Source organism: Mycobacterium sp. GA-0227b, from assembly GCF_001499855.1.
In the GTDB taxonomy this organism is placed as follows: Bacteria; Actinomycetota; Actinomycetes; order Mycobacteriales; family Mycobacteriaceae; genus Mycobacterium.
Map to the genome: position 1 here is coordinate 312,088 of NZ_LQIK01000030.1, position 25,408 is coordinate 337,495.

30 protein-coding genes are annotated in these 25,408 nt (G+C 67.3%); 26 read left to right on the top strand and 4 right to left on the bottom strand.

Features of this window, described 5'->3' with window-relative positions:
- Nucleotides 1-135 precede the first annotated feature (135 nt).
- The 6 genes from AU185_RS19025 (at nt 136) to AU185_RS19050 (ending at nt 6,302) form a co-directional block, all read left to right on the top strand.
- Nucleotides 136-840 (top strand): TetR/AcrR family transcriptional regulator, encoded by a 705-nt coding sequence (locus AU185_RS19025; protein ID WP_059099140.1) that lies wholly within the window; start codon nt 136-138, stop codon nt 838-840.
- A gap of 248 nt (nt 841-1,088) precedes the next feature.
- A complete protein-coding gene (locus AU185_RS19030) occupies nt 1,089-1,901 on the top strand; it encodes a metal-dependent hydrolase (RefSeq protein ID WP_059099218.1) in 813 nt (270 codons plus the stop codon).
- A 42-nt stretch (nt 1,902-1,943) separates the two neighbouring features.
- Nucleotides 1,944-2,834, top strand: coding sequence for a metal-dependent hydrolase (locus AU185_RS19035; protein WP_059099139.1), 891 nt, complete (start codon nt 1,944-1,946; stop codon nt 2,832-2,834).
- On the top strand, nt 2,831-4,408 hold the full coding sequence (locus AU185_RS19040) for a flavin-containing monooxygenase (RefSeq protein WP_059099138.1): 1,578 nt from the start codon (nt 2,831-2,833) through the stop codon (nt 4,406-4,408). The genes AU185_RS19035 and AU185_RS19040 overlap by 4 nt, the downstream gene beginning before the upstream one ends.
- Nucleotides 4,405-5,334 (top strand): SDR family NAD(P)-dependent oxidoreductase, encoded by a 930-nt coding sequence (locus tag AU185_RS19045; protein WP_059099137.1) that lies wholly within the window; start codon nt 4,405-4,407, stop codon nt 5,332-5,334. Before AU185_RS19040 ends, AU185_RS19045 begins: the two co-directional genes overlap by 4 nt.
- Nucleotides 5,331-6,302, top strand: coding sequence for an oxidoreductase (locus AU185_RS19050; protein WP_059099136.1), 972 nt, complete (start codon nt 5,331-5,333; stop codon nt 6,300-6,302). Before AU185_RS19045 ends, AU185_RS19050 begins: the two co-directional genes overlap by 4 nt.
- A gap of 72 nt (nt 6,303-6,374) precedes the next feature.
- Here the strand turns inward: AU185_RS19050 and AU185_RS19055 are convergent, their stop codons facing one another.
- Together AU185_RS19055 and AU185_RS19060 are read right to left on the bottom strand one after the other, a co-directional pair.
- A complete protein-coding gene (locus AU185_RS19055) occupies nt 6,375-6,668 on the bottom strand; it encodes a YciI family protein (RefSeq protein ID WP_172800336.1) in 294 nt (97 codons plus the stop codon).
- Nucleotides 6,665-7,441, bottom strand: coding sequence for a DUF3109 family protein (locus AU185_RS19060; RefSeq protein WP_059099135.1), 777 nt, complete (start codon nt 7,439-7,441; stop codon nt 6,665-6,667). The genes AU185_RS19055 and AU185_RS19060 overlap by 4 nt, the downstream gene beginning before the upstream one ends.
- A 33-nt stretch (nt 7,442-7,474) precedes the next feature.
- Between AU185_RS19060 and AU185_RS19065 the strand changes: the two genes are divergently transcribed.
- The 9 genes from AU185_RS19065 to AU185_RS19100 all read left to right on the top strand — a co-directional run bounded on the left by AU185_RS19065 (nt 7,475) and on the right by AU185_RS19100 (nt 15,263).
- Nucleotides 7,475-8,497, top strand: a complete 1,023-nt coding sequence (locus AU185_RS19065) for a Ppx/GppA family phosphatase (protein ID WP_059099134.1) — start codon at nt 7,475-7,477, stop codon at nt 8,495-8,497.
- A 26-nt stretch (nt 8,498-8,523) separates the two neighbouring features.
- The gene (locus tag AU185_RS19070; protein WP_059099133.1) at nt 8,524-9,666 is read left to right on the top strand and encodes an Rv0497 family membrane protein; all 1,143 of its coding nucleotides are present in this window, start codon (nt 8,524-8,526) and stop codon (nt 9,664-9,666) included.
- Nucleotides 9,667-9,681: 15 nt separating this feature from the next.
- The gene (locus tag AU185_RS19075; RefSeq protein WP_059099132.1) at nt 9,682-10,527 is read left to right on the top strand and encodes a sugar phosphate isomerase/epimerase family protein; all 846 of its coding nucleotides are present in this window, start codon (nt 9,682-9,684) and stop codon (nt 10,525-10,527) included.
- 23 nt (nt 10,528-10,550) lie between these two features.
- On the top strand, nt 10,551-11,426 hold the full coding sequence (locus tag AU185_RS19080; RefSeq protein WP_059099131.1) for a thioesterase family protein: 876 nt from the start codon (nt 10,551-10,553) through the stop codon (nt 11,424-11,426).
- 30 nt (nt 11,427-11,456) lie between these two features.
- A complete protein-coding gene (gene proC, locus AU185_RS19085; RefSeq protein ID WP_156425586.1) occupies nt 11,457-12,338 on the top strand; it encodes a pyrroline-5-carboxylate reductase in 882 nt (293 codons plus the stop codon).
- A 127-nt stretch (nt 12,339-12,465) separates the two neighbouring features.
- Nucleotides 12,466-12,726 (top strand): helix-turn-helix domain-containing protein, encoded by a 261-nt coding sequence (locus AU185_RS19090; protein ID WP_059099129.1) that lies wholly within the window; start codon nt 12,466-12,468, stop codon nt 12,724-12,726.
- A 198-nt stretch (nt 12,727-12,924) separates the two neighbouring features.
- A complete protein-coding gene (locus tag AU185_RS24840) occupies nt 12,925-13,026 on the top strand; it encodes a 30S ribosomal protein bS22 (RefSeq protein ID WP_003402602.1) in 102 nt (33 codons plus the stop codon).
- Nucleotides 13,027-13,057: 31 nt separating this feature from the next.
- Entirely contained in the window at nt 13,058-14,158 is a 1,101-nt protein-coding gene (locus tag AU185_RS19095; protein WP_059099128.1) for an SDR family oxidoreductase, read from the top strand.
- A 37-nt stretch (nt 14,159-14,195) separates the two neighbouring features.
- Nucleotides 14,196-15,263, top strand: a complete 1,068-nt coding sequence (locus tag AU185_RS19100) for a lysophospholipid acyltransferase family protein (protein ID WP_059099127.1) — start codon at nt 14,196-14,198, stop codon at nt 15,261-15,263.
- A gap of 90 nt (nt 15,264-15,353) precedes the next feature.
- On the opposite strand, the gene AU185_RS19105 is transcribed toward AU185_RS19100, so the two are convergent.
- Together AU185_RS19105 and AU185_RS19110 are read right to left on the bottom strand one after the other, a co-directional pair.
- Nucleotides 15,354-15,893, bottom strand: a complete 540-nt coding sequence (locus tag AU185_RS19105; RefSeq protein ID WP_059099126.1) for an FAS1-like dehydratase domain-containing protein — start codon at nt 15,891-15,893, stop codon at nt 15,354-15,356.
- Between the two features lie 50 nt (nt 15,894-15,943).
- The gene (locus tag AU185_RS19110) at nt 15,944-16,861 is read right to left on the bottom strand and encodes an HAD family hydrolase (RefSeq protein ID WP_059099125.1); all 918 of its coding nucleotides are present in this window, start codon (nt 16,859-16,861) and stop codon (nt 15,944-15,946) included.
- Nucleotides 16,862-16,900: 39 nt separating this feature from the next.
- Between AU185_RS19110 and AU185_RS19115 the strand changes: the two genes are divergently transcribed.
- From AU185_RS19115 to AU185_RS19165, 11 genes are all read left to right on the top strand, one after another.
- Nucleotides 16,901-17,155 carry a glutaredoxin family protein gene (locus AU185_RS19115; protein WP_059099124.1) on the top strand — a complete coding sequence of 85 codons (255 nt, stop codon included), beginning with the start codon at nt 16,901-16,903 and terminating at the stop codon, nt 17,153-17,155.
- A gap of 71 nt (nt 17,156-17,226) precedes the next feature.
- A complete protein-coding gene (locus AU185_RS19120; protein ID WP_059099123.1) occupies nt 17,227-18,570 on the top strand; it encodes a glutamyl-tRNA reductase in 1,344 nt (447 codons plus the stop codon).
- A 3-nt stretch (nt 18,571-18,573) separates the two neighbouring features.
- Nucleotides 18,574-19,506, top strand: a complete 933-nt coding sequence (gene hemC, locus AU185_RS19125; RefSeq protein ID WP_059099122.1) for a hydroxymethylbilane synthase — start codon at nt 18,574-18,576, stop codon at nt 19,504-19,506.
- Between the two features lie 54 nt (nt 19,507-19,560).
- A complete protein-coding gene (locus AU185_RS19130) occupies nt 19,561-21,231 on the top strand; it encodes a bifunctional uroporphyrinogen-III C-methyltransferase/uroporphyrinogen-III synthase (RefSeq protein ID WP_059099121.1) in 1,671 nt (556 codons plus the stop codon).
- A 16-nt stretch (nt 21,232-21,247) separates the two neighbouring features.
- Nucleotides 21,248-22,228, top strand: coding sequence for a porphobilinogen synthase (gene hemB, locus AU185_RS19135; protein ID WP_082683970.1), 981 nt, complete (start codon nt 21,248-21,250; stop codon nt 22,226-22,228).
- The gene (locus AU185_RS19140; RefSeq protein ID WP_059099119.1) at nt 22,216-22,650 is read left to right on the top strand and encodes a hypothetical protein; all 435 of its coding nucleotides are present in this window, start codon (nt 22,216-22,218) and stop codon (nt 22,648-22,650) included. Before hemB ends, AU185_RS19140 begins: the two co-directional genes overlap by 13 nt.
- Nucleotides 22,651-22,670: 20 nt before the next feature.
- Nucleotides 22,671-23,042, top strand: a complete 372-nt coding sequence (locus tag AU185_RS19145) for a hypothetical protein (protein ID WP_059099118.1) — start codon at nt 22,671-22,673, stop codon at nt 23,040-23,042.
- Nucleotides 23,039-23,521: a transport-regulating membrane protein Mce1N gene (gene mce1N / locus AU185_RS19150; protein ID WP_059099117.1), complete on the top strand. Its 483-nt coding sequence runs from the start codon at nt 23,039-23,041 to the stop codon at nt 23,519-23,521. The genes AU185_RS19145 and mce1N overlap by 4 nt, the downstream gene beginning before the upstream one ends.
- Entirely contained in the window at nt 23,518-23,769 is a 252-nt protein-coding gene (locus AU185_RS19155) for a hypothetical protein (protein ID WP_059099116.1), read from the top strand. The genes mce1N and AU185_RS19155 overlap by 4 nt, the downstream gene beginning before the upstream one ends.
- 115 nt (nt 23,770-23,884) lie before the next feature.
- Nucleotides 23,885-24,742 (top strand): oxygenase MpaB family protein, encoded by an 858-nt coding sequence (locus AU185_RS19160; protein WP_059099115.1) that lies wholly within the window; start codon nt 23,885-23,887, stop codon nt 24,740-24,742.
- Entirely contained in the window at nt 24,729-25,379 is a 651-nt protein-coding gene (locus tag AU185_RS19165; protein ID WP_059099114.1) for a TetR/AcrR family transcriptional regulator, read from the top strand. The genes AU185_RS19160 and AU185_RS19165 overlap by 14 nt, the downstream gene beginning before the upstream one ends.
- The last annotated feature ends 29 nt before the right edge of the window (nt 25,380-25,408 follow it).

Sequence of the window (25,408 nt, forward strand, 5' to 3'; positions counted from 1 at the left end):
AACACAAGTTCATGAGCTGGTCGGCAGGCGGCGCAGGAGCACTTTCTAGGGCTTCGACCTTCCGCAGGCGGATCGCGGGCAGGCAGCGCTCGCGCGCCGCCGACCGGCGAGAGCTGGCTGAATTACGATCGCCGTATGCCGGCAGATGCCACCCGCCTCGCCGCGCGACTGTCGGAGCCGACAGGTGACGCGCGGACCGACCGTTGGCGCGCGCACCGCGCAACGGTACGGACGGAGTTGATCGAGGCGACGCTGCGCGCCATCGACGAGTACGGGCCGGAACTTTCGATCGATGACGTGGTCAAGACGGCCGGCGTGCCACGGCCGAAGCTGTACCGCTTCTTCGCCGACAAGGAGACGCTGTTCACCGCGGTCGGTGAACGGGTGCAGGAGCTGATCATTGAGCGGGTCGTGCCGCGATTCCATCTCGCCGGTACGGCGTTGGAGCTCGTTCGCTCTGCTTTGGTCGGTTACATCGACCTGGTGGACGAGCGGCCCAATCTCTTTCGGTTCCTGGTCGGTTCGCATTTCAGCGACGGCAAGTCAAGTGCCGAGCTGATTGAAAGCGGCCGAGGTCTGTCCGACGCGACCACCGCGATCGTTGCGGCGATGCTGACTGCTCGCGGCGGCAACGGGGACAACCTGCAGTATGTGGTCGACGGCATTCTCGGGGCCGTGGCGCTCGGCGTATTGCGCTGGCTCAACGAGCCGACTATCAGCAAGGACGAGCTGATCGACGAGCTGAGCACCCTGCTCTGGGGCGCATTGTCGGCAACGGCTGCTGCGCGCGGCGTGGCCATAGATCCTGACGAGCAGCTGCCGCTGTTCGAAACTGACTGACCCGCGCCGGAAGCGGCTCGTCTGCTCGATCGCAATTCTCGAAGAACGTCATTATTCAAAACCCTTGCGCGTCGCAGCGCCGCGACTTAGGCTGAGATCACCTAGTACTAGCGGTACTAGTTACTGAATGTTCGAGAAAAGGGCGGGCAACCGTGAACGAACGCAGTGGGCAAGGGTCGGCAGTAACGAAAGCGCGAAGCGCGACACTTTCTCAGCCAGAGACCAGGCCTCATCCCAAGACCAGGCGGATCCGCTTCCGTTTCAACGAGGAAGCCACCAAGAAGTACTTCGTCGCCGGCGACATGGTGTACAGCCATTTCGTCGCCGGACTCTCGGCGGGATTCCCTCCGGGTGAAGAGGGGTTCATCCGGTCGGTGCGCCGCTTCGCGGACCTCATCACCGATCCGGACCTCAAGAAGCGGGTGGCCGGCTTCATTGGCCAGGAGTCGATGCACGGCCAGGAGCACCGCCACCTCAACGAGAAGCTGGTCGAGATGGGCTATGCCATCCAGTGGTGGGACTCGAAGCGGTTGAAGGCCGGGCAGATACGTCTCGAGGAGCGGCTGCCCGCGAAGGTGCACTTGGCGATGACCGCCGCCGCGGAGCACTACACCGCCGTGCTGGCCGAGCGGGTGCTCTCCAGCGAGGAAATCCAGTCGATCCCCGCCGAACCGGAGATGTGGCACCTGCTCAACTGGCATGCGCTGGAGGAACTGGAGCACAAGTCCGTGGCGTTCGACGTGTACCGCGCGGTCGGCGGCACCGAGCGCACGCGTATTGCGGTGATGGCCGTGATGTACGCGTTGACCGTTCCGGTGACCCTAGTCTCGCTGGGCGTTTCGATAGGTCGTGACCCGATCGCGCGTCGCCAACCGCGCCGCCTGGCGCGTGAGGCGTACAAGTTGTTCACCGGTCCGGTGTTCAAGGGCCTGCCAAGTGAACTCGCCAAGTACATGCGCCCGGGATTCCATCCTGACGACATCGATACCACTGCGCTGCTCGAGCGGTGGCAGGACGAACTCTTCGGCGCCGGCGGCGTCCTCGTCGACCACCTGAAATAGACAGCCAACCTGAAATAGACAGCCACAAGGAAGGATTCGACCATGACAACGGAGTCACTGGCGACCGGCGGCACTTCGACGACCGGCGCGTACCCGACGGTCCGCAGGATGAGGTTCCCATTCGGCGAGCCCGAACCCATTCGGCGCCACTTCGTCGAAGGCGACATCGTGATGAGCCACCTCGTGGCCGTGCTGTCCGGAGCGTTTCCCCCCGGCGAGGAGTCGTTCATCCGGTCGGTGCGCCGCTTCTCCGACCAAATCACCGATCCAGTCTTGAAGAAGCGGGTCGCGGGCTTCATCGGCCAGGAGTCCGTGCACGGCCAGGAGCATCGCAAGCTCAACGCGCACCTGGCCGACCTGGGCTACCCGCTGGTCCGCTTCCTGCTGTTCTCACCGACGAGTGTGCGGCAGAGGCTCATGCTGCGTATCGAGAAACTGTTCCCCGCGAAGGTGCACCTGGCGATGACGGCCGCTGCCGAACACTACACCGCCGTATTGGGAGCGCGGGTGCTGTCCAAGGACGAAATTCAGGCGATCCCAGGCGATCCCGAGGTGTGGCACCTACTGAATTGGCACGCCATGGAGGAACTCGAGCACAAGTCGGTCGCCTTCGATGTCTATCGGGCGGTCGGGGGGTCGGAGCGGATCCGCATCGCGGTGATGTGGTTCATGTACTACCTGACGATCCCGTTCGTCACGGCTGCGGTGTCGGTGTCCATGCTGATGGATCCGACCGCATGGCGCCCCTTCAAGGTGTTGCGGCAGACCTATCACATCTTCCGCGGTCCGCTTCTGCGCGGATTCATGCCGGAGATCCGAGAGTATCTACGACCCGGCTTTCACCCCGACGATGTCCGGACCGGCGAGCTACTCGAACGCTGGCAACGGGAACTGTTCGGAGCCGACGGCGAACTCGTCGGTTACGTGAAATGACGACGAGCACAGATATCGAGCGTCCGCCGGTCGCGGAGCGCATCGACCCCGACCACGAGGTAGTGGTAGTCGGTGCGGGATTCGGCGGAATCGGCACCGGTATCGCGTTGCAGCGTAAAGGCATTCACGACTTCGTCATTCTCGACAAGTGGGACCACGTCGGAGGCACGTGGCATGCAAACACCTATCCCGGTGTGGCGGTCGACATCCCCTCGGTGATCTACAGCTTCTCCTACGAACAGCGGGGCGACTGGTCACGCGTCTTCGCGCCCGGCGCCGAACTGCGCGACTACGCCGACCGAATGGTGGACAAGTATGGCCTGCGGGACAAGCTGCGACTGAACACCACGGTCATCGGCGCGACCTTCGACGAGCGCAACAGCCTGTGGCGGTTGACCGTCGACGGCGGGGCGGAGATCACCGGCCGGTATGTCGTGATGGCGGTCGGTGGGCTGGAACGGCCCAAGATGCCGGATATTCCAGGTCTGCACGACTTCGGTGGCGTACTGATGCACACCGCACTGTGGGACCACGACGTAACCCTGGATGGCAAGCGGGTGGCGGTGATCGGGACCGGCGCGACGTCGCTGCAATTGGTTCCGGCGATCGTCGACGAGGTCGAGCATCTCACCGTCTTCCAGCGCACCCCGATCTGGGTGTTCCCCAAGCGGGACGCTGAGATCCGCGGCGTCGTACGTAGAGTGATGGAGCAGCGACAGCTGCGTTCCGCGATTCGGGGTCTCGGCACAATCGCGACGGAGATCGGGATGAGCGGCATGCTGGCCGGCCCGGGGTGGCTGGTCAACTCGACGCGCAAGCTCGCCGAGGCACCTGTCAGGGCGTGGATGCGCAGCCAGGTCAAGGACCCGGTGACCAGGGAGAAACTGATCCCGCGCTACGGGCTTGGCTGCAAACGGCCGTCGATGTCCAACGACTACCTGACGACATTCAACCGCAGCGACGTCAGCCTGGTCACTGACTCCATCGAGCGGATCACCCCGAACGGGGTGCTGACCGCGGACGGCGTCGAGCACCAGGTTGACGTTCTGATCTGCGCGACCGGATTCAAACTGTGGGAGCGCGATTCGGTTCCACCCTTCCCGGTCGTCGGCCGTGCCGGCGTCGACGCGGGGGAGTTCTGGGCGGTCAACCGGTTCCAGGCGTACCAAGGGGTTTCGGTACCCGGTTTTCCGAACATGTTCATGATCACGGGACCGTACGGCTTCGTACTGGGCTCTTACCTGTGGATGATCGAGGCCACATCGGCGCATCTGAGCCGAGCGATCGCCGAAGCCAAGCGGCGCGATGCCCTGGAGGTGGAGATCCGCCAAGAAGTCCACGACGCGTACTTCCAGAAGTGCCTCCGGCGCCAGGAGCGCAACTTCCTGTTCACGCCGGCGTGCGAGGGCTCCAACACCTACTACATCGACTATCACGGCGACTCGCCGTTCCGACCGACCACGCACGGCGAGATGTACTGGCACAACCGCCATTACGACCTCGACGTCTACCACTACGGTACCGGCACCGGAACCGTCCGCGAACTGGCAGCTACGTCGAAAGAAGCCCTGTGAAGATCAACAACCTCAAACCGGAAGTCGTCGTTGTCACCGGCGCCGGTAGCGGTATCGGGCGGGCGACCGCGATCCGCTTCGCCAAACTCGGTGCCCACGTGGTGGTTTCGGATATCGACCTCGACTCCGCAGAGGCCACAGCGGCGATGATCAAGGGTGTAGGCAACCGAGCATCGGCAATGCTGCTGGACGTGACCGACCCCGACGCCTGGGAACTGTTCGCTCGCGAGGTGCGTGCCGATTTCGGGGTGCCGGACGTTGTGGTCAACAACGCCGGGATCGTCGTCGGCGGCCCGTTCCTCAAGCTGTCCGCCGAGGATTGGGACAAGCAACTGGGCATCAACCTGATGGGTGTGGTGCACGGCTGCCGGGTGTTCGGCACCATGATGGTCGAGCGGGGCAGAGGCGGGCACATCGTCAACATCGCATCGGCAGCGGCCTTCACGCCCACACCGGTGATGGCGCCGTACTCGGTGTCCAAGGCCGGGGTGAAGATGCTGAGCGAATGCCTACGCCTGGAGCTCGGCCCGCACGGTATCGGTGTCAGCGCGATCTGTCCGGGTGTGATCAGTACCAACATCGGCGACCGGGCGGTGACCGTCGGCGTCGACCCTGAACTCATCGAGCGTGGTAAGCAATTGACCCGGCAGCTGCAGGAGTTCGCCGAGAAGCTTCCGTTCTCGCCGATGAGCCCTGATTTGGTGGCCCGGGCGGCCGTGCGAGCGGTCCGCTACGACCTCGCGGTCGTGCCGGTGCGGACCGAGGCATGGCTGGGGTACTTCATGTTGCGCATCGCGCCGGGCATCAATCGGCGGATGGCACAACCGTTCTCGATCAGCTTTGCCGAGACGGTGGGGGCTCGATTACTGGCGCGGGTCGCACCGAGAACCACCGTCGAGGTGTCAGGGATGGCCGAAGTCCGATGACGCGAACGAGGCTGCAGGTCGACAACTTCCGATCGGCGGACATCCCCGATCAGGCCGGTAAGACCATGGTGATAACCGGTGCGAACAACGGCCTCGGTCTCCAGGCTGCGACTGCGCTCGCGGCTGCCGGCGCGCGAATTATTTTGGCCTGCCGCAACCAGATGACCGGCCTCGAAGCCCTCGACCGGGTGCGATTGGCCGGGCCAGGAGCCGAGCACCATCTCGTTCCGCTCGATCTCGCCGATCTGGGTTCGGTGCGGGAGTCCGCCGCCGAAGTCGTGGAGGTAGCGCCGAGCATCGACGTGCTCATCAACAACGCCGGCCTGATGGCCATTCCCTTCGCCCGTACAGCCGATGGCTTCGAGATGCAGATCGGCACGAACCATTTCGGCCACTTCGCATTCACCGACGGGGTGCTGCCCGCGCTACTGGCCACGTCCGAACCCCGGGTCGTCACGCTGTCCAGCATCGCCCACCGTCAGGGGCTCATCGTCCTCGCCGACCTCAACTTCGAGCTGCGCGAATACGGACGCATGTCGGCCTACTCGCAATCCAAGTTGGCCAACCTGCTATTCGGGGCGGAACTGGCGCGACGCAGTGACGCCGCCGGGCTCGCGCTGAAGTCGGTGATCGCCCATCCTGGGGTGGCCGCAACCAACTTGTTCGATTCGATGGTTCCGCCGATTCCGGGAGCGGTGCAACTAACGCACGTCGCGCTTCGGTTGTTCACCAACAGCGAGGAAAGCGGTGCGCTGAGCCAGTTGTACGCGGCAACGATGCCCGACGTACGCAACGGCGACTATCTCGGTCCGAACCGATTGTTCGGGGTCCGCGGGCCGGTGAGCCGATCGCCGCGCAGCGCAGCAGCGCGCAATGCGCAGTTGGCGGCGGAGCTGTGGGAGAAGTCGGTCGAGCTAACGGGTGCGCGATACGACGCTCTCGAGTCGGTTGACAAACTCGAGAAATAGCCCGCCGAAAGTGGGTTACCTTCACTTGACTTCGAGGCGTGATCGCGTGCCACAACCCGACACTCGCCGCGCCTAGCCCGTCGTGCCGCCCATGATCTCGAACACGTCGAAGGTGTTGACACCGGCGGTGACCGACGGGTCGCGCTCGGCGATCGCGAGCACCTCGGCGCGGTCGGTGGCGCGCAGCACGCCCATTCCCCAGACACCTTCGGGATCTGCGACCGGTCCGTAGACGACGACGCGACCGTCGGCGAGCAGTTGCTGCCAGTACTCCTGATGCGCGGCCATGGCCTGCTGCTCGGCGGGCGTCATGGTCTGGGCGAAATCCGCTCGCGGCGGAATCAGCCGGAACAGGAACAGGTTCATCCGGCCAGCCGAGTCGCGGGATGCACGGCGATGAGCCCTAAACCGCTGCGCCGCTTGCACATCGCCGCGAGCTCCGCATACGCCTTCTCGCCGAGCAGTTCGGTCAGCTCGGGCCCGTAGGACTCCCAGACCGGCTTGCTGCCGACGTGCGCGTTCGGATCGCCGGTGCAGTACCAGTGCAGATCCGCGCCGCCTTCACCCCAGCCGCGACGGTCGTACTCGGTGATCCACGTCTTGAGGATTTCGGTCCCGTCGGGCCGCTCCACCCACTCCTGCGTGCGCCGGATCGGCAGCTGCCAGCATACGTCGGGTTTCATCGTCAGCGGTTCGACACCCAGCTTGAGCGCCTTGCTGTGCAGTGCGCAGCCGATGCCACCGGGAAAGCCGGGCCGATTGAGAAAGATGCAGGCGCCCTTGTGTTTTCGGGTGCGCAGGTTGGGCTTGTCGTCGTAGGAGTCCATCTCGAGGTACCCCTTCTTGCCGAGCCCCTTCTCGCGGAACTGCCAGTCCTCGTCGGTCAGCGTCTTGACCGCGTCGTCCAGGCGGGCGATGTCGTCCTTGTCGGACAGGAACGCGCCGTGCGAGCAGCAGCCGTCGTCCGGGCGCCCCTCGACCGTGCCCTGGCAGGCCGGTGTGCCGAACACACACGTCCAGCGGGAGCACAGCCACGTCAAATCGGCTGCGATCAGATGCTCGGGATTGTCCGGGTCGTAGAACTCGACCCACTCACGGGCGAAATCGAGTTCGACCTCGCCGGGATGCGATGCGCTCACGGTAATCAACGGTAGACCGATTAAGTTGAAGGTGTGCGATTAGGCGTGCTCGACGTGGGCAGCAATACCGTTCACCTTCTGGTGGTGGACGCGCGACGGGGCGGGCACCCGACACCGATGAGTTCCACCAAGGCCTCGTTGCGGCTCGCCGAGGCCATCGACGGCTCCGGCAAGCTGACCCGTAAGGGTGCGGACAAACTGATCGGCACCATCGACGAGTTCGCCAAGATCGCCACCAGTTCCGGGTGTTCGGAGCTGATGGCGTTCGCCACCTCGGCGGTGCGTGACGCCAAGAACTCCGAGGAGTTGCTCGCGCGGGTGCTCGCCGAGACGGGGGTCTCGCTGCGCGTACTCGCCGGGGTCGACGAGTCGAGGCTGACGTTCTTGGCCGTGCGGCGCTGGTACGGGTGGAGCGCCGGACGCATCATCAACATCGACATCGGCGGCGGGTCGCTGGAGCTGTCCAACGGTGTCGACGAGGAGCCGGAGGTGGCGCTGTCGCTCCCGCTCGGCGCGGGCCGGCTCACCCGCGAATGGCTGCCCGACGACCCACCGGGCCGTCGGCGGGTCGCGATGCTGCGCGACTGGCTGACCACCGAACTGGCCGACGCCGGGGCCGAGCTGCTCAAAGCCGGCGCCCCGAACCTGGCCGTTGCGACGTCGAAGACGTTCCGCTCGCTGGCCCGGTTGACCGGCGCCGCGCCCTCCGGGGCCGGTCCGCGGGTCAAACGGACGCTCACAGCCACCGGGTTAAGGCAGCTCATAGCATTCATCTCTAGGATGACCGCGGCCGACCGAGCGGAATTGGAAGGAGTGAGTGCCGAACGGGCGCCACAGATCGTGGCCGGAGCGTTGGTCGCCGAGGCGAGCATGAAGGCCCTGGCCGTCGAGAGCGTGGACATTTGCCCCTGGGCGTTGCGAGAAGGGCTGATTCTGCGGAGACTCGACAGCGAAGCCGACGGCAGCGGCTCCGTCGGTGCCGACGATCCGACGACGATCGGCGGCGCTGACAATCCGGCCTCAGTACAGACGTTTTTGCGCAATGCTGGACGATAGGTGACGAGGGCCGAAGGCAATACACCATGACAGGACCAGAAGACGACCACAGCAACACGCGACCCATCTCGGTTGCGGAGTTGCTGGCGCGCAACGGCACGATCGGTGCCCCGCCGATCGGCGGTCGGCGCCGGCGTCGCCGTGGGGACACCGACTCGATCTCCGTCGCCGAACTGACCGGCGAAATCCCGGTCGTCCGCGACCAGGACGACGCACCCGCGACCGGGCCGTCGGCCGCCGCGGTGGTCGATGCCCCGGCCGAGGCCGAAGCCGAAACCGTCGAACCCGAACGCCTCGAACCCGTACCCGAAGCGGCCGAACCCGCTGCCACGAACGGCGCCCCTGACCACGTCGAGGAAGTATCGCCCGCCGCCGAGGACACCGGAGTCGAACCCGAGGCCTCCGTAGAAGAGCAGGACGAGTACGCCGACGCCGTCGCCGACTACCAGACCCATGTCGAGCATCGCGACGCCGACGAAGACCTGGACTTCTTCGCCCCGCCGCGCCGCTCGCACTTCACCCGGCGCCGGTTCGGTTTCGGCGGGCGCAGTGGGGTGGGAGAGGACACCGGCGGGCGCAGTGGGGTGGGCGAGGACACCGGCGGGCGAAGCGCGGTGGGCGAGGACACCGACACCGGCGTGGGGGCCGAGCAGATGAGCCCGGACCCGTTCGACTGGTCCGATCCCAAGGCCGACGAGGAGGACGCCGCCGACGCTGCCGTCGATCTCGTCGAACCGGACGACGACGACCGCGAGGACCTGCCGTCATACCTGCGGTCCCCCGACAAGGACAGCGAGCTGTTCGGCGGCCAGGACGTCGCCGACGACGTGGTTCGGCGCGGCCGCGGCCTGGGCCCGGAGGACATCGACCTCGAGGACGACGCCGATGTGGCGCCATCGGGACCGATGTCGGCGTTCCTGCGCGGAGCCTGGGTCGTCGCCCAGTGCGTGGTTGCGGTCGCTTTCGGTGCCGGCCTGTTCATCGCGTTCGATCAGCTGTGGAAGTGGAACAGCATCATCGCGCTGGTGCTCGGCGTGTTGGTGATCCTCGGCCTGGTGGTCGGAGTGCGTGTGGTGCGTAAGACCGAGGACATCGGCAGCACGTTGATCGCCGTCGCGGTCGGGGCGATGGTCACGTTCGGGCCGCTGGCACTGATGCAGGCGGGCTGAGGCGCCCAATAACTCGTGCGCCCAGCCATCAAGGTCGGTCTGTCGACGGCGTCGGTCTACCCGCTGAGAACCGAGGCGGCCTTCGAGTACGCGGCGCGGCTGGGCTACGACGGCGTCGAGCTGATGGTCTGGGCCGAGACCGTCAGCCAGGACGTGGAAGCCGTCGCGCAGTTGTCCGAGAAGTACCACATGCCGGTGCTTTCGGTGCATGCGCCGTGCCTGCTCATCTCGCAGCGCGTGTGGGGCGCCAACCCGATTCCGAAACTCGAGCGCAGTGTGCGCGCGGCCGAACAGCTGGGCGCCCAGACCGTCGTCGTGCATCCGCCGTTCCGGTGGCAGCGCCGCTACGCCGAAGGCTTCTCTGAGCAGGTCGCCGAGCTCGAGGCGTCCAGCGACGTGATGGTCGCCGTCGAGAACATGTTCCCGTTTCGGGCCGACCGGTTCTTCGGCGCGGGCCAGACCTCGATCGAGCGGATGCGCAAACGTGGCGGCAGGCCGGGGCCTGGCATCTCTGCGTTCGCGCCGTCCTACGATCCGCTCGACGGCGACCACGCCCACTACACGCTCGACCTGTCGCACACCGCGACCGCGGGCTCCGATGCGATCGAGATGGCCCGTCGGATGGGCGACGGACTGGTGCACCTGCATCTGTGCGACGGCAGCGGCGCCTCGACCGACGAACATCTGGTGCCCGGCCGCGGTACGCAGCCGACGGTGGAGGTCTGCGAGATGCTGGCCGCGAGCGATTTCACCGGGCATGTGATCCTTGAGGTGACCACATCGGGCGCCCGCACCGCCGCCGAACGCGAGGCGTTGCTGGTCGAGTCGTTGCAGTTCGCCCGCGCGCACCTGCTGCGCTGACCTCCTTGCGAAGGAACCACCAGATGACCGGCTCCACCCTGTTCACCGACGCCATGGCGCTCACGGATGCCGGTGACGGCGTGTATCACGGTGAGCTGAACGAACATTGGACGATCGGGCCGAAGGTGCACGGCGGCGCGATGTTGGCGTTGTGCGCAAACGCGGCGCGAACCGAGCATTCCAGGCGGCTGGAACGATGGGCCCACGGGCGTAGCCCAGGGGATGACTCGGGGGATCGGGCGAGCGTAGAGGACGTCCAGCCGATCGCGGTGTCCGGAAACTTCCTGTGGGCGCCGGACCCCGGCCCGATGCAGCTGGTCACCACTGTGCGCAAGCGCGGACGTCGCATCAGCCTGATCGACGTCGAACTCAACCAGGGTGAGCGTACGGCTGTGCGGGCCGCAATCACGCTCGGCGACCCGGAGCACCACGTGGCGCCGCTGCTGTCGGTCAACCCGGTGATCCCGCTGATGCAGCCCGAGCCGCCGCCCGGTCTGGAGCCGATCGGCGAGGGACACCCGATGGCGGACATCGTGCACCTCGCACACGGCTGCGACATCCGGCCCTCGCTGACCACCATGGCACCGCGGTCCGACGGCGGACCGCCGGTCATCGAGTACTGGGTGCGCCCGAAAGGCGTTGCGCCGGATGTGCTGTTCGCGCTGCTGTGCGGCGATGTGTCGGCGCCGGTGACGTTCGGTGTCAACCGGTTCGGCTGGGCGCCGACCGTCCAGCTGACCGCGTATCTGCGTACCCTGCCCGCCGACGGGTGGCTGCGGGTGCTCTGCACGACGGTGGAGATCGGCCAGGACTGGTTCGACGAGGACCACATCGTCGTCGACTGTGAGGGCCGCATCGTGGTGCAGAGCCGCCAACTCGCGATGGTGCCGAGCGCGTAGCCGTACCGGCTTTCTGCAATGCTTTCCGGCATGGCCAGAATCGCGATCGTCGGCGGGGGAAGTATCGGTGAGGCACTCCTGTCCGGGCTGCTGCGCGCCGGGCGACAGGTCAAGGACCTGGTGGTGGCGGAGAAGGATCCGGCCCGGGCGAAACACCTCGCCGAGACGTACTCGGTGTTGGTGACGACGGTGTCCAACGCGGTGGACAACGCCGGCTACGTCATCGTGGCCGTCAAGCCCGCAGACGTGGAAGGCCTTGTCGAGGAGATCGTCGATGCGGCCAGCCATGCCGAAAGCGACACGGCCGAACAGGTTTTCGTGACGGTCGCCGCCGGCGTCACCACCGCCTATTACGAGAACAAGCTGCCCGCCGGGGCGCCGGTTATCCGTGTCATGCCCAACGCGCCGATCGTCGTCGGCGGGGGAGTCAGCGCGCTGTCCGCCGGCCGGTTCGCCACCGCGGAGCAGATGAAGGAGGTCTCCGCGATCTTCGACGCGGTCGGCGGCGTGCTGACCGTGCCCGAATCCCAACTCGACGCCGTCACCGCGCTGTCGGGTTCCGGGCCGGCCTACTTCTTCCTGATGGTCGAGGCGCTCATCGACGCGGGCGTCGCGGCCGGGCTGTCGCGCACGGTGGCCACCGATCTGGTCGCGCAAACGATGGCGGGGTCGGCCGCGATGCTGCTGGACCGGCTCGACCGGGCCGCATCGGCCGGGGGAGCGGCCGGGCCGTCGTCGGGAATCAGGATGGACACCACGCCCGCTCAGCTGCGCGCGACCGTTACCTCGCCGGGGGGGACCACAGCGGCTGGTCTGCGGGAACTCGAACGAAGTGGTTTGCGGGCGGCCGTCGCCGAAGCGGTCGAGGCCGCGAAAAGGCGCTCTGAGCAGCTCGGAATTACATCGGAGTAATTCGTTTAATTACCCACACCCGTCGCAGTAACACCATCTGCCACGCTATTCTCCTGGTGTAAGCACGGGTCGGTGCCAGCGGTGGGGAAGCCGCTGGGACTGCCCGTGCCTGAATGATTGGGTTGCGATGACGTCTATGAACGGGCCATCCGGGCGGGATTCGGCCAGTGGAAAGTCGGCTCGGGATGCCGGATCCGACGGTCAACAGCCACGAGCTCAATTTCTCACCGTCGCCGAAGTGGCGAGCCTGATGCGGGTCAGCAAGATGACGGTCTACCGGTTGGTGCACAACGGGGAGCTGCCCGCCGTCCGCGTCGGCCGCTCGTTCCGGGTGCACGCCAAGGCTGTTCACGACATGCTGGAGAGCTCGTACTTCGACGCAGGCTGATGTTCTTCGCGCGAGCGCTCAGCATCAGCTGATGTTTTTCGCGCGAGCGCTCATCACCGGCTGATTCTTCTCCGTGTCCTCTCCGTGCGAGCCGGCACCGGCGATCAGGCGCGTTTCGCGGTTACCTGCGCAGCCCGGTAAAGTGGCCGGGTCAATCAACAATGCTTGTTCGGCAAGTATTCACAGGTAGCGGAGTTCATGGGTTCAGTCATCAAGAAGCGACGCAAGCGCATGTCGAAGAAGAAGCACCGCAAGCTGCTTCGTCGCACCCGGGTCCAGCGCAGAAAACTCGGCAAGTAATCTCCGCGCGCGGTCGTTAGGCTGACCGGTCATGGATTCCGAGGGTCGTTCCACTGGGCACACCAACGGGTCTGACTCGCGCGACGCCGTGCACTATCCCAAAGTCGTCCTGGTCACCGGGGCGTGCCGATTCCTCGGCGGATACCTGACGGCCCGGCTGGCGCAGAACCCGTTGATCAACCACGTGATCGCCGTCGACGCGATCGCGCCGAGCAAGGACCTGCTGCGGCGGATGGGCCGCGCAGAGTTCGTCCGCGCCGACATCCGGAACCCGTTCATCGCGAAGGTCATTCGCAACGGCGACGTGGACACCGTGGTGCACGCCGCCGCGGCGTCCTACGCGCCCCGCTCCGGTGGGCGCGCGGCGCTCAAGGAGCTCAACGTGATGGGCGCAATCCAGCTGTTCGCGGCCTGTCAGAAGGCGCCGTCGGTGCAACGCGTCGTACTCAAGTCGACGTCGGAGGTGTACGGCTCGACCTCTCGCGACCCGGTGCTGTTCACCGAGGACACCAGCGCTCGACGCCCGCCGGGAGAAGGATTCGCCCGCGACAGCATCGACATCGAGGGATATGCGCGCGGACTGGGACGGCGGCGGCCCGACATCGCGGTCACCATCCTGCGGCTGGCCAACATGATCGGTCCCGCGATGGATACTGCGCTGTCGCGCTACCTCGCTGGTCCGGTCGTACCGACCGTCGTCGGGCACGACGCCCGGTTACAGCTGCTGCACGAGCAGGACGCGCTCGGGGCGCTCGAGCGGGCGACGATGGCGGGCAAGTCAGGCACCTACAACATCGGGGCGTCCGGCATCATCATGATGAGCCAGGCGATCCGGCGGGCCGGCCGGATCCCGCTTCCCGTGCCTCGGTCGGCGCTGTGGGCAGTGGATTCGCTGAGGCGCGCGACTCGCTACACTGAACTTGATCGCGAGCAATTGGACTACCTGAGTTACGGCCGTGTTATGGACACATCGCGAATGCGAAACGAACTCGGCTACAACCCCAAGTGGACCACCGTGGAAGCCTTCGACGATTACGTCCGGGGCCGCGGATTGACTCCGATCGTCGACCCGCGGTGGGTACGCTCAATGGAGAGTCGCGCCGTCGCTGCGGCGCAGCGGTGGGGACGCTAGGCTCATCAACTGATCGGGTGGGGAGAAGGTAACGACAGTGGCGGGCGAGTCCAAGGCGAAAGTCATCCCGCTGCACGCGAATTCGGGCCGTGCAGCGGCACAGCGGCGCAACGCCGCGCGCACGCAGGGCTCCCGCCGACATCCCTCGCAGACCTCGGATCCGCTCGGTCGCGCCTCCGCCGAGGACATCGCCGCCGTCGTCCGTGAGATCGACGACCGCAGGGCCGGCGCCGCCGGCGGGCCGACCGTCGACGAGACGCCGACCGAACTCGCCAAGCGAATAGGGGCGGTCGCCGAATTCGTCCGCAAGCGGATGATGGGCGATTACGTCGTCGACGAATTCGGCTTCGACGCCCACCTCAACAACGCAATCTTTCTGCCTTTGCTGAGAGTGTTCTTCAAGTCGTGGTTCCGCGTGGAGGTCAGCGGTGTCGAGCATCTGCCCGAGACGGGTGCCGCGCTGGTGGTCGCCAACCACGCCGGCGTGCTGCCGTTCGACGGGTTGATGGCGTCGGTGGCGGTGCACGACCACCACCCGACACACCGCGATCTGCGCCTGCTGGCCGCCGACATGGTCTTCGACCTGCCGATGGTCGGTCAGGCCGCGCGCAAGGCGGGCCACACCATGGCCTGCGCCGCCGATGCGCACCGCCTGCTGGCCGCCGGTGAGCTGACCGCGGTCTTCCCGGAGGGCTACAAGGGCCTGGGTAAGCACTTCAAGGACCGCTACAAGCTGCAGCGCTTCGGTCGCGGCGGCTTCGTCTCGGCCGCGCTGCGCACCAAGGCGCCCATCGTGCCGTGCTCGATCGTCGGCTCCGAGGAGATCTATCCGATGATCGCCGACGTCAAGCTGCTGGCCCGGCTGTTGGGGCTGCCGTACTTCCCGATCACGCCGTTCTTCCCGCTCGCGGGCCCGGCGGGGATGGTCCCGCTGCCGTCGAAGTGGCACATCCAGTTCGGCGAGCCGATCGAGACTGCCGACTACGACGAGTCGGCTGCCGAGGACCCGATGATCACGTTCGAGCTCACCGACCAGGTGCGCGAGACCATCCAGCAGACGCTGTACCAGCTGCTCGCGCAGCGCCGCAACACGTTCCTCGGCTGAGTCTCCGGGGAGATTTTCCTCCGCGAGCAGACGCAAATTGCCCTCGAACGGGCCTGAAAAGGGGCACTTCGCGACTGCTCGCGCTAGCGGCTAGCTACCCGAACTAGTTTGCTTGGCAATCATTTTCGCGATCGCCTCATCGCGGGCGGCGGCGATGCGCTCGCTCACCTCGTCGGCCTCGGTGTCGGATTGCGCCTCGCCCATCACGGTGACGACGCTCGTCAGGACCGGGTTGCCGTCGGCGTCGGTGACCTCGCCGCGGACCTCGGTGACGACGGCTCCGTGTGATTCGGTCACCGAGTCGAGGTAGGAATCGAAGAACAGTTTGTCGCCGGCCACGATCGGGCGGTGGAAGGTGATCTTCTGGTCACGGTGCAGCACCCGCTCCATGTTGATCGGCACGTCGAACTGGTTGAAGATCTCGAGCTGGACGCGGCGACCGGCGACCGCGAGGAACGTCAACGGCGCGATCAACGAGTCGTAACCGCATTCCTTGGCGGCCTCTTCGCTGAAGTGGGCCGGGTGCTCGTCTTTGACCGCGCGCGCGAACTCTCGGATCTTTTCTCGGTCGACCTCGAAGTGATCGGGGTAGCGGTAATGAGTGCCGATGATGTTCTCTGCGATGGCCATACACGGTCTCTTCTGGTCGGAGTCAGCGGCGCGAGCCTATCAGCGGCTCGTCAGCGGCCGTCCTGGCGACGGGAGACGACTGCCGCCAACGCCCCACCCGCCGCGCCCAGGGCGAGCGCCGACGGCACCCCGATGCGCGCAGCCTTGCGTGCGGTGCGGAAGTCGCGAATCTCCCAGCCCCGCTCACGGGCGAGGTCGCGCAGATCGGCGTCGGGGTTGATCGCCACCGCGGTGCCGACCAGCGACAGCATCGGCACGTCGTTGAAGCTGTCCGAGTACGCCGTGCAACGGCGCAGGTTGAGGCCCTCGCGGATGGCCAGTGACCGCACCGCGTGGGCTTTGCCCGTCCCGTGCAGGATGTCGCCGACCAGGCGTCCGGTGAACACCCCGTCGACGGACTCCGCGACGGTGCCCAACGCCCCGGTCAGGCCCAGCCGCTTGGCGATCGTCGCGGCGAGTTCGTACGGGGTCGCGGTGACGAGCCACACCTGCTGGCCGGCATCGAGATGCATCTGTGCCAGCGAGCGGGTGCCGGACCAGATCTTGTCAGCGATGATCTCGTCGTAGATCTCCTCGCCGACGGCCATCAGCTCGGCCGTCGACCGGCCTTCGATGAACGCCAGCGCCTTACGGCGGCCGGCGGCCACGTCGTCGCTGTTCTCTCGGCCGGTCAGCTGGAACTTGGCCTGCGCGTAGAGGAACTTCGCGACGTCGCCGTAGGTGAAGTACTTGCGGGCGGCCAGCCCGCGGGCGAAGTGGATCAGCGACGAGCCCTGGACCAGCGTGTTGTCGACGTCGAAGAACGCCGCCGCGGTCAGGTCGGGCGGCGGTGGCGACGGGGTGGTGGGCTCCTCGAGAACCAGACCGGTGACGGCCTGCTCGGCGCTCGCCTCACCGGCACGCTGCTGATCGGCGGCAGAGGCTGGTCCCGCCAACTGCTCGCCTTCGACGCGACCGGACTCGGACACGTTTTCAACCCTAAGTCACGGTGGCGGGATACTTGTCGAGTGGACCGGCAGGTGGAGTTGCTGACGCGCGACGGCTGCACGATCTGCCAACGGGTCGCCGACCAGCTCACGGTGCTGGCGAACGAACTGGGCTTCACGCTGGTCATCACCGATGTCGACGCCGCAGCCGCTGCGGGCGATCCCGCGCTGCGGGCGGAGTTCGGTGATCGTTTGCCGGTGGTGTTGCTCGACGGCGCCGAGCACAGTTACTGGGAGGTCGACGAGCCTCGCCTGCGCGCCGACCTGGCGAAGTGACTGCGGCCTCCTGCAGGAATTTGGTCACCTAACTGTTGACCGACTACCGTGGATGACGTGGTGATTAAGCCGTGAGCGTGCTGCTTTTCGGGGTTTCGCACCGCAGCGCGCCGGTGTCGGTGCTCGAACAACTCAGCACCGATGAATCCGATCAGGCAAAGATCATCGACAAGGTGCTGCAGTCCTCCCTCGTCACCGAGGCGATGGTGCTGTCCACCTGCAACCGGGTCGAGGTCTACGCCGTCGTGGAGGCGTTCCACGGCGGCTTGTCGGTCATCGGCCAGGTGCTTTCCGAGCACTCCGGCATGGGCCTGGGCGACCTCACCAAATACGCCTACGTGCGCTACGCCGAAGCCGCCGTCGAGCACCTGTTCGCCGTCGCCTCCGGACTGGACTCCGCCGTCATCGGCGAACAGCAGGTGCTCGGCCAGGTGCGCCGCGCCTATGCGGCCGCCGAGGCCAACCACACCGTGGGCCGCACGCTGCACGAGCTGTCGCAGCGGGCGCTGTCGGTCGGCAAGCGGGTGCACACGGAGACCGGGATCGACGCCGCCGGCGCCTCGGTGGTGTCCGTGGCGCTCGGCATGGCCGAAAGCAAGCTGGGTTCGCTCGCCGGCCGCACGGCGGTGGTGATCGGCGCGGGCGCGATGGGCTCGCTGGCCGCCAAGCATCTGACCCGCGCCGGCCTCGATCGCATCCACATCGTGAACCGCAGCCTGCCGCGGGCCAAGCGCCTCGCGGCGAAGGTCCGCGAACTGGGCATCGAGGCTCATGCCTTCCCGTTCGACCATCTGCCGCCGCTGCTCACCGATGCCGACGTGGTCGTCAGCTGCACCGGCGCGGTGCGTCCCGTGGTGTCCCTGGCCGACGTGCACCGCGGCCTGGCGCACGGCCAAGAGCCCAAGCAGCTGGTGATCTGCGACCTCGGCATGCCCCGCGACGTCGATCCCGCGGTGGCGGGGCTGCCCGGCGTCTACGTCGTGGACATGGAGCGCATTCAGCGTGAGCCGTCGGCCCGCGCCGCCGCCTCCGACGCCGAAGCCGCGCGCGCGATCGTCGCCGCCGAGGTCGCCAACTATCTGGCCGGCCAGCGAATGGCCGAGGTCACCCCGACCGTCACCGCGTTGCGGCAGCGCGCCGCCGACGTGGTCGAGGCCGAACTGCTCAGGCTGGACAACCGGCTGCCCGGGCTGGACGCGGCCCACCGCGACGAGGTCGCCAAGACCGTGCGCCGGGTGGTCGACAAACTGCTGCACGCCCCGACCGTGCGGGTCAAACAGCTTGCCAGCGCGCCCGGCGGCGACAGCTACGCCGAAGCGCTGCGCGAGTTGTTCGAGCTCGACCAGCAGGCCGTCGACGCCGTCGCTGGGCCCGAAATGCCCTTCATACAAACTGATTTCGACAAGGCCGAGTAACGCTTGACTGTAATTCGGATAGGCACCCGGGGCAGCCTGCTGGCGACCACCCAGGCCGGTACGGTCAGAGATGCGCTGATAGCCAATGGCCACGCCGCAGAACTCGTCACCATCTCCACCGAGGGCGACCGCAATCAGGGTCCCATCGCCGACATCGGCGTGGGGGTCTTCACCGCTGCCCTGCGGGAGGCCATCGACGACGGCCGGGTGGACGCCGCCGTGCACTCCTTCAAGGATTTGCCGACCGCAGCCGACCCGCGCTTCGTCATCGCGGCAAGCCCCCCGCGCGAAGACCCGCGCGACGCCCTGGTCGCCCGTGACGGGCTGGTGCTCGGCGAGTTGCCGGCCGGCTCGCTGATCGGCACGTCGAGCCCGCGGCGGGCCGCACAGCTTAGAGCACTGGGTCTCGGTTTGGAAATCCGCCCCCTAAGAGGCAACCTGGATACCAGGTTGAACAGGGTTAGCAACGGTGATCTCGACGGCATCGTAGTCGCACGGGCGGGACTGGCCCGCATCGGGCGGCTGGCCGATGTCACCGAGACTCTCGAGCCGGTGCAGATGTTGCCAGCGCCGGCTCAAGGTGCGCTCGCGGTCGAGTGCCGCGCGGACGACACCGAGCTCGCCGCGCTGCTGGCGGAGTTGGACGACGCCGACACGCGCGCCGCAGTCACCGCTGAACGGGCCCTGCTCGCCCGACTGGAGGCGGGTTGTTCCGCACCGGTGGGCGCGATCGCTGAGGTGGTCGAGTCCATCGATGAGGACGGCAACGTCTTCGAAGAGGTGTCGCTGCGCGGCTGCGTGGCGGCGCTGAACGGATCCGACGTGATCCGCGCGTCCGGTGTCGGCACTCCCGACCGGGCCCGGGAGCTGGGGCTCTCGGTGGCCGAGGAGTTGTTCGACCTCGGGGCGCGCGAGCTCATGGCGGACGCCGAATGAAGCAGTAGAGCTGCGATGAGCGTTGAGCGAAGAGCAGAGAGATGAGTGACTGAGATGACAGGCCAGACCAGCGGGCGGGGGCGCAAGCCGAAGCCGGGCCGCATCACGTTCGTCGGTTCGGGTCCCGGTGACCCCGGACTGCTGACGACGCGGGCCCGCACCGTGCTCGGCAACGCCGCCCTGGTGTTCACCGATCCCGACGTGCCGGAGGCGGTGCTGGCCCTGGTGGGTAGCGAGCTGCCGCCCCCGTCGGGCCCCGAACCCGCAGCGGCAGCGCCGGCCGACGGCGACGCCCAGGGGAACGAGGCGCCGACGATCCCAGGCGGACCCGACATCCGGTCGGCCGTCGGCGATCCGGCCGAGGTGGCCAAGACGCTGATCGCCGAGGCCCGCACGGGTGTCGACGTGGTGCGGCTGGTCGCGGGGGACCCGCTGTCGGTGGACGCGGTGATCAGCGAGGTGTCGGCGCTGGCGAAGTCGCATTTGAACTTCGAGATCGTGCCGGGCCTGCCGGACACCACCGCGGTGCCCACGTACGCGGGCCTGCCGCTGGGTTCGGCCCACACCGTGGCCGATGTCCGCGACCCGCACGTCGACTGGGCCGCGCTGGCCGCCGCGCCGGGGCCGCTGATCCTGCACGCCACGGCGACGCACCTGGCCGATGCGGCACGCACGCTGATCGAGTACGGGCTCACCGCGACCACGCCGGTGGTGGTGACGGCCAGCGGCACGACGTGCCAACAGCGTTCGGTCGAGACGACACTGTCCGGGCTGCTCGACAAGGCGGTGCTGGACAAGCCGGCGGGCATCGAGCCGGCCGGCCCACTGGCCGGTCCCCTGGTCGTGACCATCGGCAAGACCGTGGCCAACCGCGCCAAGCTGAACTGGTGGGAGAGCCGTGCGCTGTACGGCTGGACCGTGCTGGTGCCGCGCACCAAGGACCAAGCCGGCGAGATGAGCGACAAGCTAGTGGGTCACGGGGCGCTTCCCGTCGAGGTGCCCACCATCGCGGTCGAGCCGCCGCGCAGCCCGGCGCAGATGGAGCGCGCGGTCAAGGGTCTGGTCGACGGCCGGTTCCAGTGGGTGGTGTTCACCTCCACCAACGCGGTACGCGCGGTGTGGGAGAAGTTCAACGAATTCGGTCTCGACGCGCGGGCCTTCTCGGGGGTGAAGATCGCCTGCGTCGGCCAGGCCACCGCCGACCGGGTGCGGGCGTTCGGCATCAACCCCGAACTGGTGCCGGCCGGCGAGCAATCGTCGCTCGGCTTGCTTGATGAATTCCCGCCGTACGACGACGTTTTCGATCCGGTGAACCGTGTGCTGCTTCCGCGCGCCGACATCGCCACCGAGACGCTGGCCGAGGGGCTGCGCGAACGTGGCTGGGAGATCGAGGATGTCACGGCCTATCGCACCGTGCGCGCGGCGCCGCCACCCGCGCACACCCGCGAGATGATCAAGACCGGTGGCTTCGACGCGGTGTGCTTCACCTCGAGCTCAACGGTTCGCAACCTGGTCGGCATCGCGGGTAAGCCGCACGCGCGGACCATCGTCGCGTGCATCGGGCCCAAAACAGCCGAGACCGCAGCCGAATTCGGCCTGCGGGTGGATGTGCAGCCCGAAGTCGCGGCCGTCGGGCCTCTGGTGGAGGCGCTCGCCGAACACGCCGCCCGGTTGCGCGCCGAGGGTGCGCTGCCGCCGCCGCGTAAGAAGAGCCGGCGTCGCTGACCGCGAGGAGCCGGTAGTGGCTTTTCCCAGACATCGGCCTCGCAGGCTGCGCGCCACGCCGGCGATGCGGCGACTCGTCGCCGAAACCACCTTGGAGCCGCGACAACTGGTGCTGCCGATGTTCGTCGCCGACGGCATCGATGAACCACGCGCAATCGGTTCCATGCCCGGCGTCGTGCAGCACACCCGTGACTCGCTGCGTCGCGCCGCCGCCGACGCCGTGGCCGCGGGCGTGGGCGGCCTGATGCTGTTCGGCGTGCCGCGCGACGAGGACAAGGACGCAACCGGGTCCGTGGGGGTGGCCGAGGACGGCGTTCTCAACGTCGCGCTGCGCGATCTGGCCAAGGACCTCGGCGACGACACGGTGCTGATGGCCGACACCTGCCTCGACGAGTTCACCGACCACGGGCACTGCGGGATTTTGGACGGGTCGGGCAGGGTTGATAATGACCTGACCAACAGTCGCTACGTGGAACTCGCGGTGGCACAAGCTGATTCGGGTGCACATGTGGTCGGGCCGAGCGGCATGATGGACGGCCAGGTCGCTGCCATCCGGGACGGCCTGGACACGGCGGGGCACACCGACACGGTGATCCTGGCCTACGCCGCGAAGTTCGCCTCCGGCTTCTACGGTCCCTTCCGGGAGGCGGTCGGGTCGAGCCTGCGCGGGGATCGCCGTACGTACCAACAGAATCCGGGCAACGCGCGGGAAGCGCTGCACGAGGTCGAACTCGACATCGACGAAGGCGCCGACATCGTGATGGTCAAGCCCGCGATGGGCTACCTCGACGTCGTGCGTGCGGCCGCGGACCTCTCGCCCGTGCCGGTGGCGGCCTACCAGGTGTCCGGCGAGTATTCGATGATCAGCGCCGCGGCCGCCAACGGTTGGATCGACCTGCAGACCGTCGCGCTGGAGACTCTCATGGGCATCCGGCGCGCGGGCGCTGACATCGTGTTGACCTACTGGGCGGCCGACGTCGCCGGTTGGCTGGCGTGAGTCCGGAACCGCCCGTCTCGCCCGGTGCCCGACCGGAGGACGTCGACACCGGGTTCTGGCTCTGGGTGGCGGCGCTTGCGCTGATGGTCGTCGGGCACGTCGTCGACCTACTGGTCACCGATCGCGATCAGGGGCTACCGGTCCCCGTGCTGGTGGTCTCGGTGACGTTCGTGGTGATCCTCGCGGCCGTCGTACTGACCTTCCAGATCCTGATGCGGCACGGCTACCGGTGGGCCCGTACGGTTCTGACCGGCGCCGGCTTGGCGGTGGTCGTCTATGTGGCGACGAGCTTGTTCAACTCTGAACGCGCGGCGGCCGCCGCGGTCGCCTACGCCGTCACCGCCATCCTCGGATCGGTGCTGATCCTCGGGGGCGCATATCTGTTGCACCGCAAAGACGCCACCGAATACTTCACACGGTGACGGGTTAGGCTGGCCCGACCATGACCGCTCCCGCGCCGCGAACCCGCGTCGTCACCGCCGCCTTCTGGTGCTGGGTCGTCGCCTCGGTGATGTTGATGGTCGGCGGGTTGATCGCCGCCTCGGTGAGCCTGCCGGCACTGTTTCGCGGCGCGGGGATGCTCACGGTCGCCGCCGGCGCCGGCATGGCTTTCCTCGCCGGCCGCATCCGTACCGGTGATGTCCGGTTCCGCAGGGCGGGCGTCGCGCTGTCGTTGACGATTGTCGTGTTCGTCGTGCTGCTCTCGGCGCGCGGCATCGTGCACATCGTGACGCTGATCGCGGTCCTGCCGCTGATCGCAGGGGCGATCCTGGTCACCCGGCCGGGTGCGGCGAAGCAAGAGGAACCGACGTGACCGACAACCAGGTCCGACCGCAGGTGCTGTTCCACGAGCAGGGAGCCAGCTGGTGGTGGGTGGCGGCAGGGCCCGCGGCGGCGATCGCCATGGGGTTGATCCAGGCGTCCGCCGGCTACGGCTTCCAGGTGCTGATGCCCGGCTTATTCCTCGTGCTCGTCAGCGGCTTCCTCGGGATCCAGGTCAAGGCCGCGCGCATCCACACCTCGGTCGAGCTGACGCCGGAGACCCTGCGGCAGGGCACCGAACGCATCCGCACCGACGAGATCGTCCGCGTCTACCCCGAAGTGACCGGCAGCGAGACGCCGAAGTGGCAGACGGCACGGGCGCTCGGCGAGCTCACCGGCGTTCCGCGGGGCCGTACCGGCATCGGGCTGAAACTGACCAATGACCGCACCGCGCAGGCGTGGGCACGCAAGCACCAGCAGCTGCGGGAGGCGCTGACCCAGCTGATCGAAGAGCGCATCCCACCGGCATGACCGTCCGAGCAACGCTGGTGCTGATGCTGGCCCTCGCCGCGGCAGTCGGCAGCGTGCTGAGCTGGCTGGCAGCCACCACCACGGTCGCGGTGGCGCCAGTGCTCGAAGGCGAACCTCCGACGACGTCGGTGGAGTACAGCGCACCCCTGCTCGGACTGGCGCTGGCGTTGGCGGCGGTCGCGGGCGTGCTGGCCGTGCTAGCGGTGGCACGGTTCCGCCGCCGCCCCCCTCCCGCTGCCCGCGAGTGACCGTGTCTGCACAGCGACACGCCCGCTGCACCGCGTACAAAGAGGCCGCTCGCGGTTGGTGAGAGGCCGCTCACATCCACTTGGTACAAAGTGCAGAATTTGTAACACTGTGCCAATGACCGAGTTGGTTGAAAAAGACGGCCGCGTGGGCGACGCCCTGCCGCTGGGGCCGCAGTCGCTGGTGTGGCGCTACTTCGGGGACAACCGGATGTACCTGATCGGGCCGCGCCCCGCGGTGCTGCAGAACATGCTCGCCGAACTCGGCCAGGGCGTGCTCGACCACTCGGTGTTCTTCGACGACACCGCCGCACGGGTGAAGCGCTCGCTGCCGCCGATCTTCAACACCGTCTACGGCGCCGACGACGACCACCCCGGCACCCAGGTACGCGACTTCCACACCGAGATCAAAGGTGAAATGCCGGACGGGACGCGCTATCACGCGTTGGATCCGGACACCTACTTCTGGGCGCACGCGACGTTCGTCGAACAGGTGCTGTACTTCGCCGACACCTTCGTCAAGCGGTTGAGCCGCGAGGAGAAGGAACAGATCTACCTCGAGTCGAAGACGTGGTACCGCCGCTATGGCGTGAGCGACCGGCCGATGCCTGCCACCTACGACGAGTTCGAACGCTACTGGGATCGCATGCTCGACGAGATCGTCGTCGCTCACCAGACCGCACGGTACGGTGTCGGCTACGTGACCAAGGGATTCCCCTGCCCGAAAGGCGTTCCGCGATGGGCGTGGCGGCTGATCGCCCCGGTGTTCAATCCATTGGCGGCGTTCCTGACCACCGGCGGCCTCCCGCCACGCGCCCGCGCACTGCTCGAGCTGCCCTGGAGCGACCGCCAGGAGCGGCGCTACCAGCGCTTCGCCGCGTTGTGCCGGTCGCGGCCGGTCAATTGGTCGTGGGACCGTCTGCCAATGTCTGTGCGCTACAACGGCTATGCGCAAAAGGGCTATGCCCGGGCCTGAGCGCGCCGGGCCTGAGCGCGCGGGGCCTGAGCCCACGACGGGACCCGATTCGTCGCCCACGACGGAAGCCATCCTCGACGCCGCCGTCATCGAGTTCGAGCGGCACGGCGTGCGCCGGGTCGCGCTCGACGATGTCGCCCGTCGCGCCGGGGTCAGCCGGACCACCATCTACCGGCGGTTCGCGAACCGCGACGAACTCGTCGCCGCGGTGATCGAGCGGGAGAACATCGCGCTGTTCGCCGACATCGCCGACGAGGTCAAACGAGTTGGGCCGCAGTCGAATTACTACGTCGAAGCATTCACGCTCTCGATCCTGAAGTTCCGCCGTCACCGGGTGCTGTACCGGATGCTGACAGATGAGCCGGCGCTGCTGCTCGAGCTCGCGCGCACGCACTACGAGGCCGCCATCGCCCGGATGGCCGCGGCGCTGCGGACCATCTTCGGAGCCGGGTTCACCGAGCGGATCGGCGAGCAGGCGATCGAGGAGCTGGCCGACATCGTCTTGCGGTACGCGGCGATGGTGCTGCTGCTGCCCAGCACACAGCCGCTGGAGTCCGCCGACGACATCCGCACCTTCGCCCGCCAGCACTTCCTGCCGAGCCTGCCGCCGGCGCTGCGCACCGCGCCGACTGGTTAGCCCGCCTCTGTTTGGTGGATCACACGTTC

What these genes read in the sequence shown, in the direction of transcription:
- AU185_RS19090 (WP_059099129.1), top strand. Translation starts at nt 12,466, where the DNA reads ATGACGTCTATGAACGGGCCATCCGGGCGGGATTCGGCCAGTGGAAAG.
- AU185_RS19105 (WP_059099126.1), bottom strand. Translation starts at nt 15,893, where the DNA reads ATGGCCATCGCAGAGAACATCATCGGCACTCATTACCGCTACCCCGAT.
- AU185_RS24840 (WP_003402602.1), top strand. Translation starts at nt 12,925, where the DNA reads ATGGGTTCAGTCATCAAGAAGCGACGCAAGCGCATGTCGAAGAAGAAG.
- AU185_RS19130 (WP_059099121.1), top strand. Translation starts at nt 19,561, where the DNA reads ATGACAGGCCAGACCAGCGGGCGGGGGCGCAAGCCGAAGCCGGGCCGC.
- AU185_RS19095 (WP_059099128.1), top strand. Translation starts at nt 13,058, where the DNA reads ATGGATTCCGAGGGTCGTTCCACTGGGCACACCAACGGGTCTGACTCG.
- AU185_RS19080 (WP_059099131.1), top strand. Translation starts at nt 10,551, where the DNA reads ATGACCGGCTCCACCCTGTTCACCGACGCCATGGCGCTCACGGATGCC.
- AU185_RS19035 (WP_059099139.1), top strand. Translation starts at nt 1,944, where the DNA reads ATGACAACGGAGTCACTGGCGACCGGCGGCACTTCGACGACCGGCGCG.
- AU185_RS19145 (WP_059099118.1), top strand. Translation starts at nt 22,671, where the DNA reads ATGACCGCTCCCGCGCCGCGAACCCGCGTCGTCACCGCCGCCTTCTGG.
- AU185_RS19165 (WP_059099114.1), top strand. Translation starts at nt 24,729, where the DNA reads ATGCCCGGGCCTGAGCGCGCCGGGCCTGAGCGCGCGGGGCCTGAGCCC.
- proC (WP_156425586.1), top strand. Translation starts at nt 11,457, where the DNA reads ATGGCCAGAATCGCGATCGTCGGCGGGGGAAGTATCGGTGAGGCACTC.
- AU185_RS19055 (WP_172800336.1), bottom strand. Translation starts at nt 6,668, where the DNA reads ATGAACCTGTTCCTGTTCCGGCTGATTCCGCCGCGAGCGGATTTCGCC.
- AU185_RS19070 (WP_059099133.1), top strand. Translation starts at nt 8,524, where the DNA reads ATGACAGGACCAGAAGACGACCACAGCAACACGCGACCCATCTCGGTT.
- AU185_RS19160 (WP_059099115.1), top strand. Translation starts at nt 23,885, where the DNA reads ATGACCGAGTTGGTTGAAAAAGACGGCCGCGTGGGCGACGCCCTGCCG.
- AU185_RS19040 (WP_059099138.1), top strand. Translation starts at nt 2,831, where the DNA reads ATGACGACGAGCACAGATATCGAGCGTCCGCCGGTCGCGGAGCGCATC.
- AU185_RS19025 (WP_059099140.1), top strand. Translation starts at nt 136, where the DNA reads ATGCCGGCAGATGCCACCCGCCTCGCCGCGCGACTGTCGGAGCCGACA.
- AU185_RS19050 (WP_059099136.1), top strand. Translation starts at nt 5,331, where the DNA reads ATGACGCGAACGAGGCTGCAGGTCGACAACTTCCGATCGGCGGACATC.
- AU185_RS19155 (WP_059099116.1), top strand. Translation starts at nt 23,518, where the DNA reads ATGACCGTCCGAGCAACGCTGGTGCTGATGCTGGCCCTCGCCGCGGCA.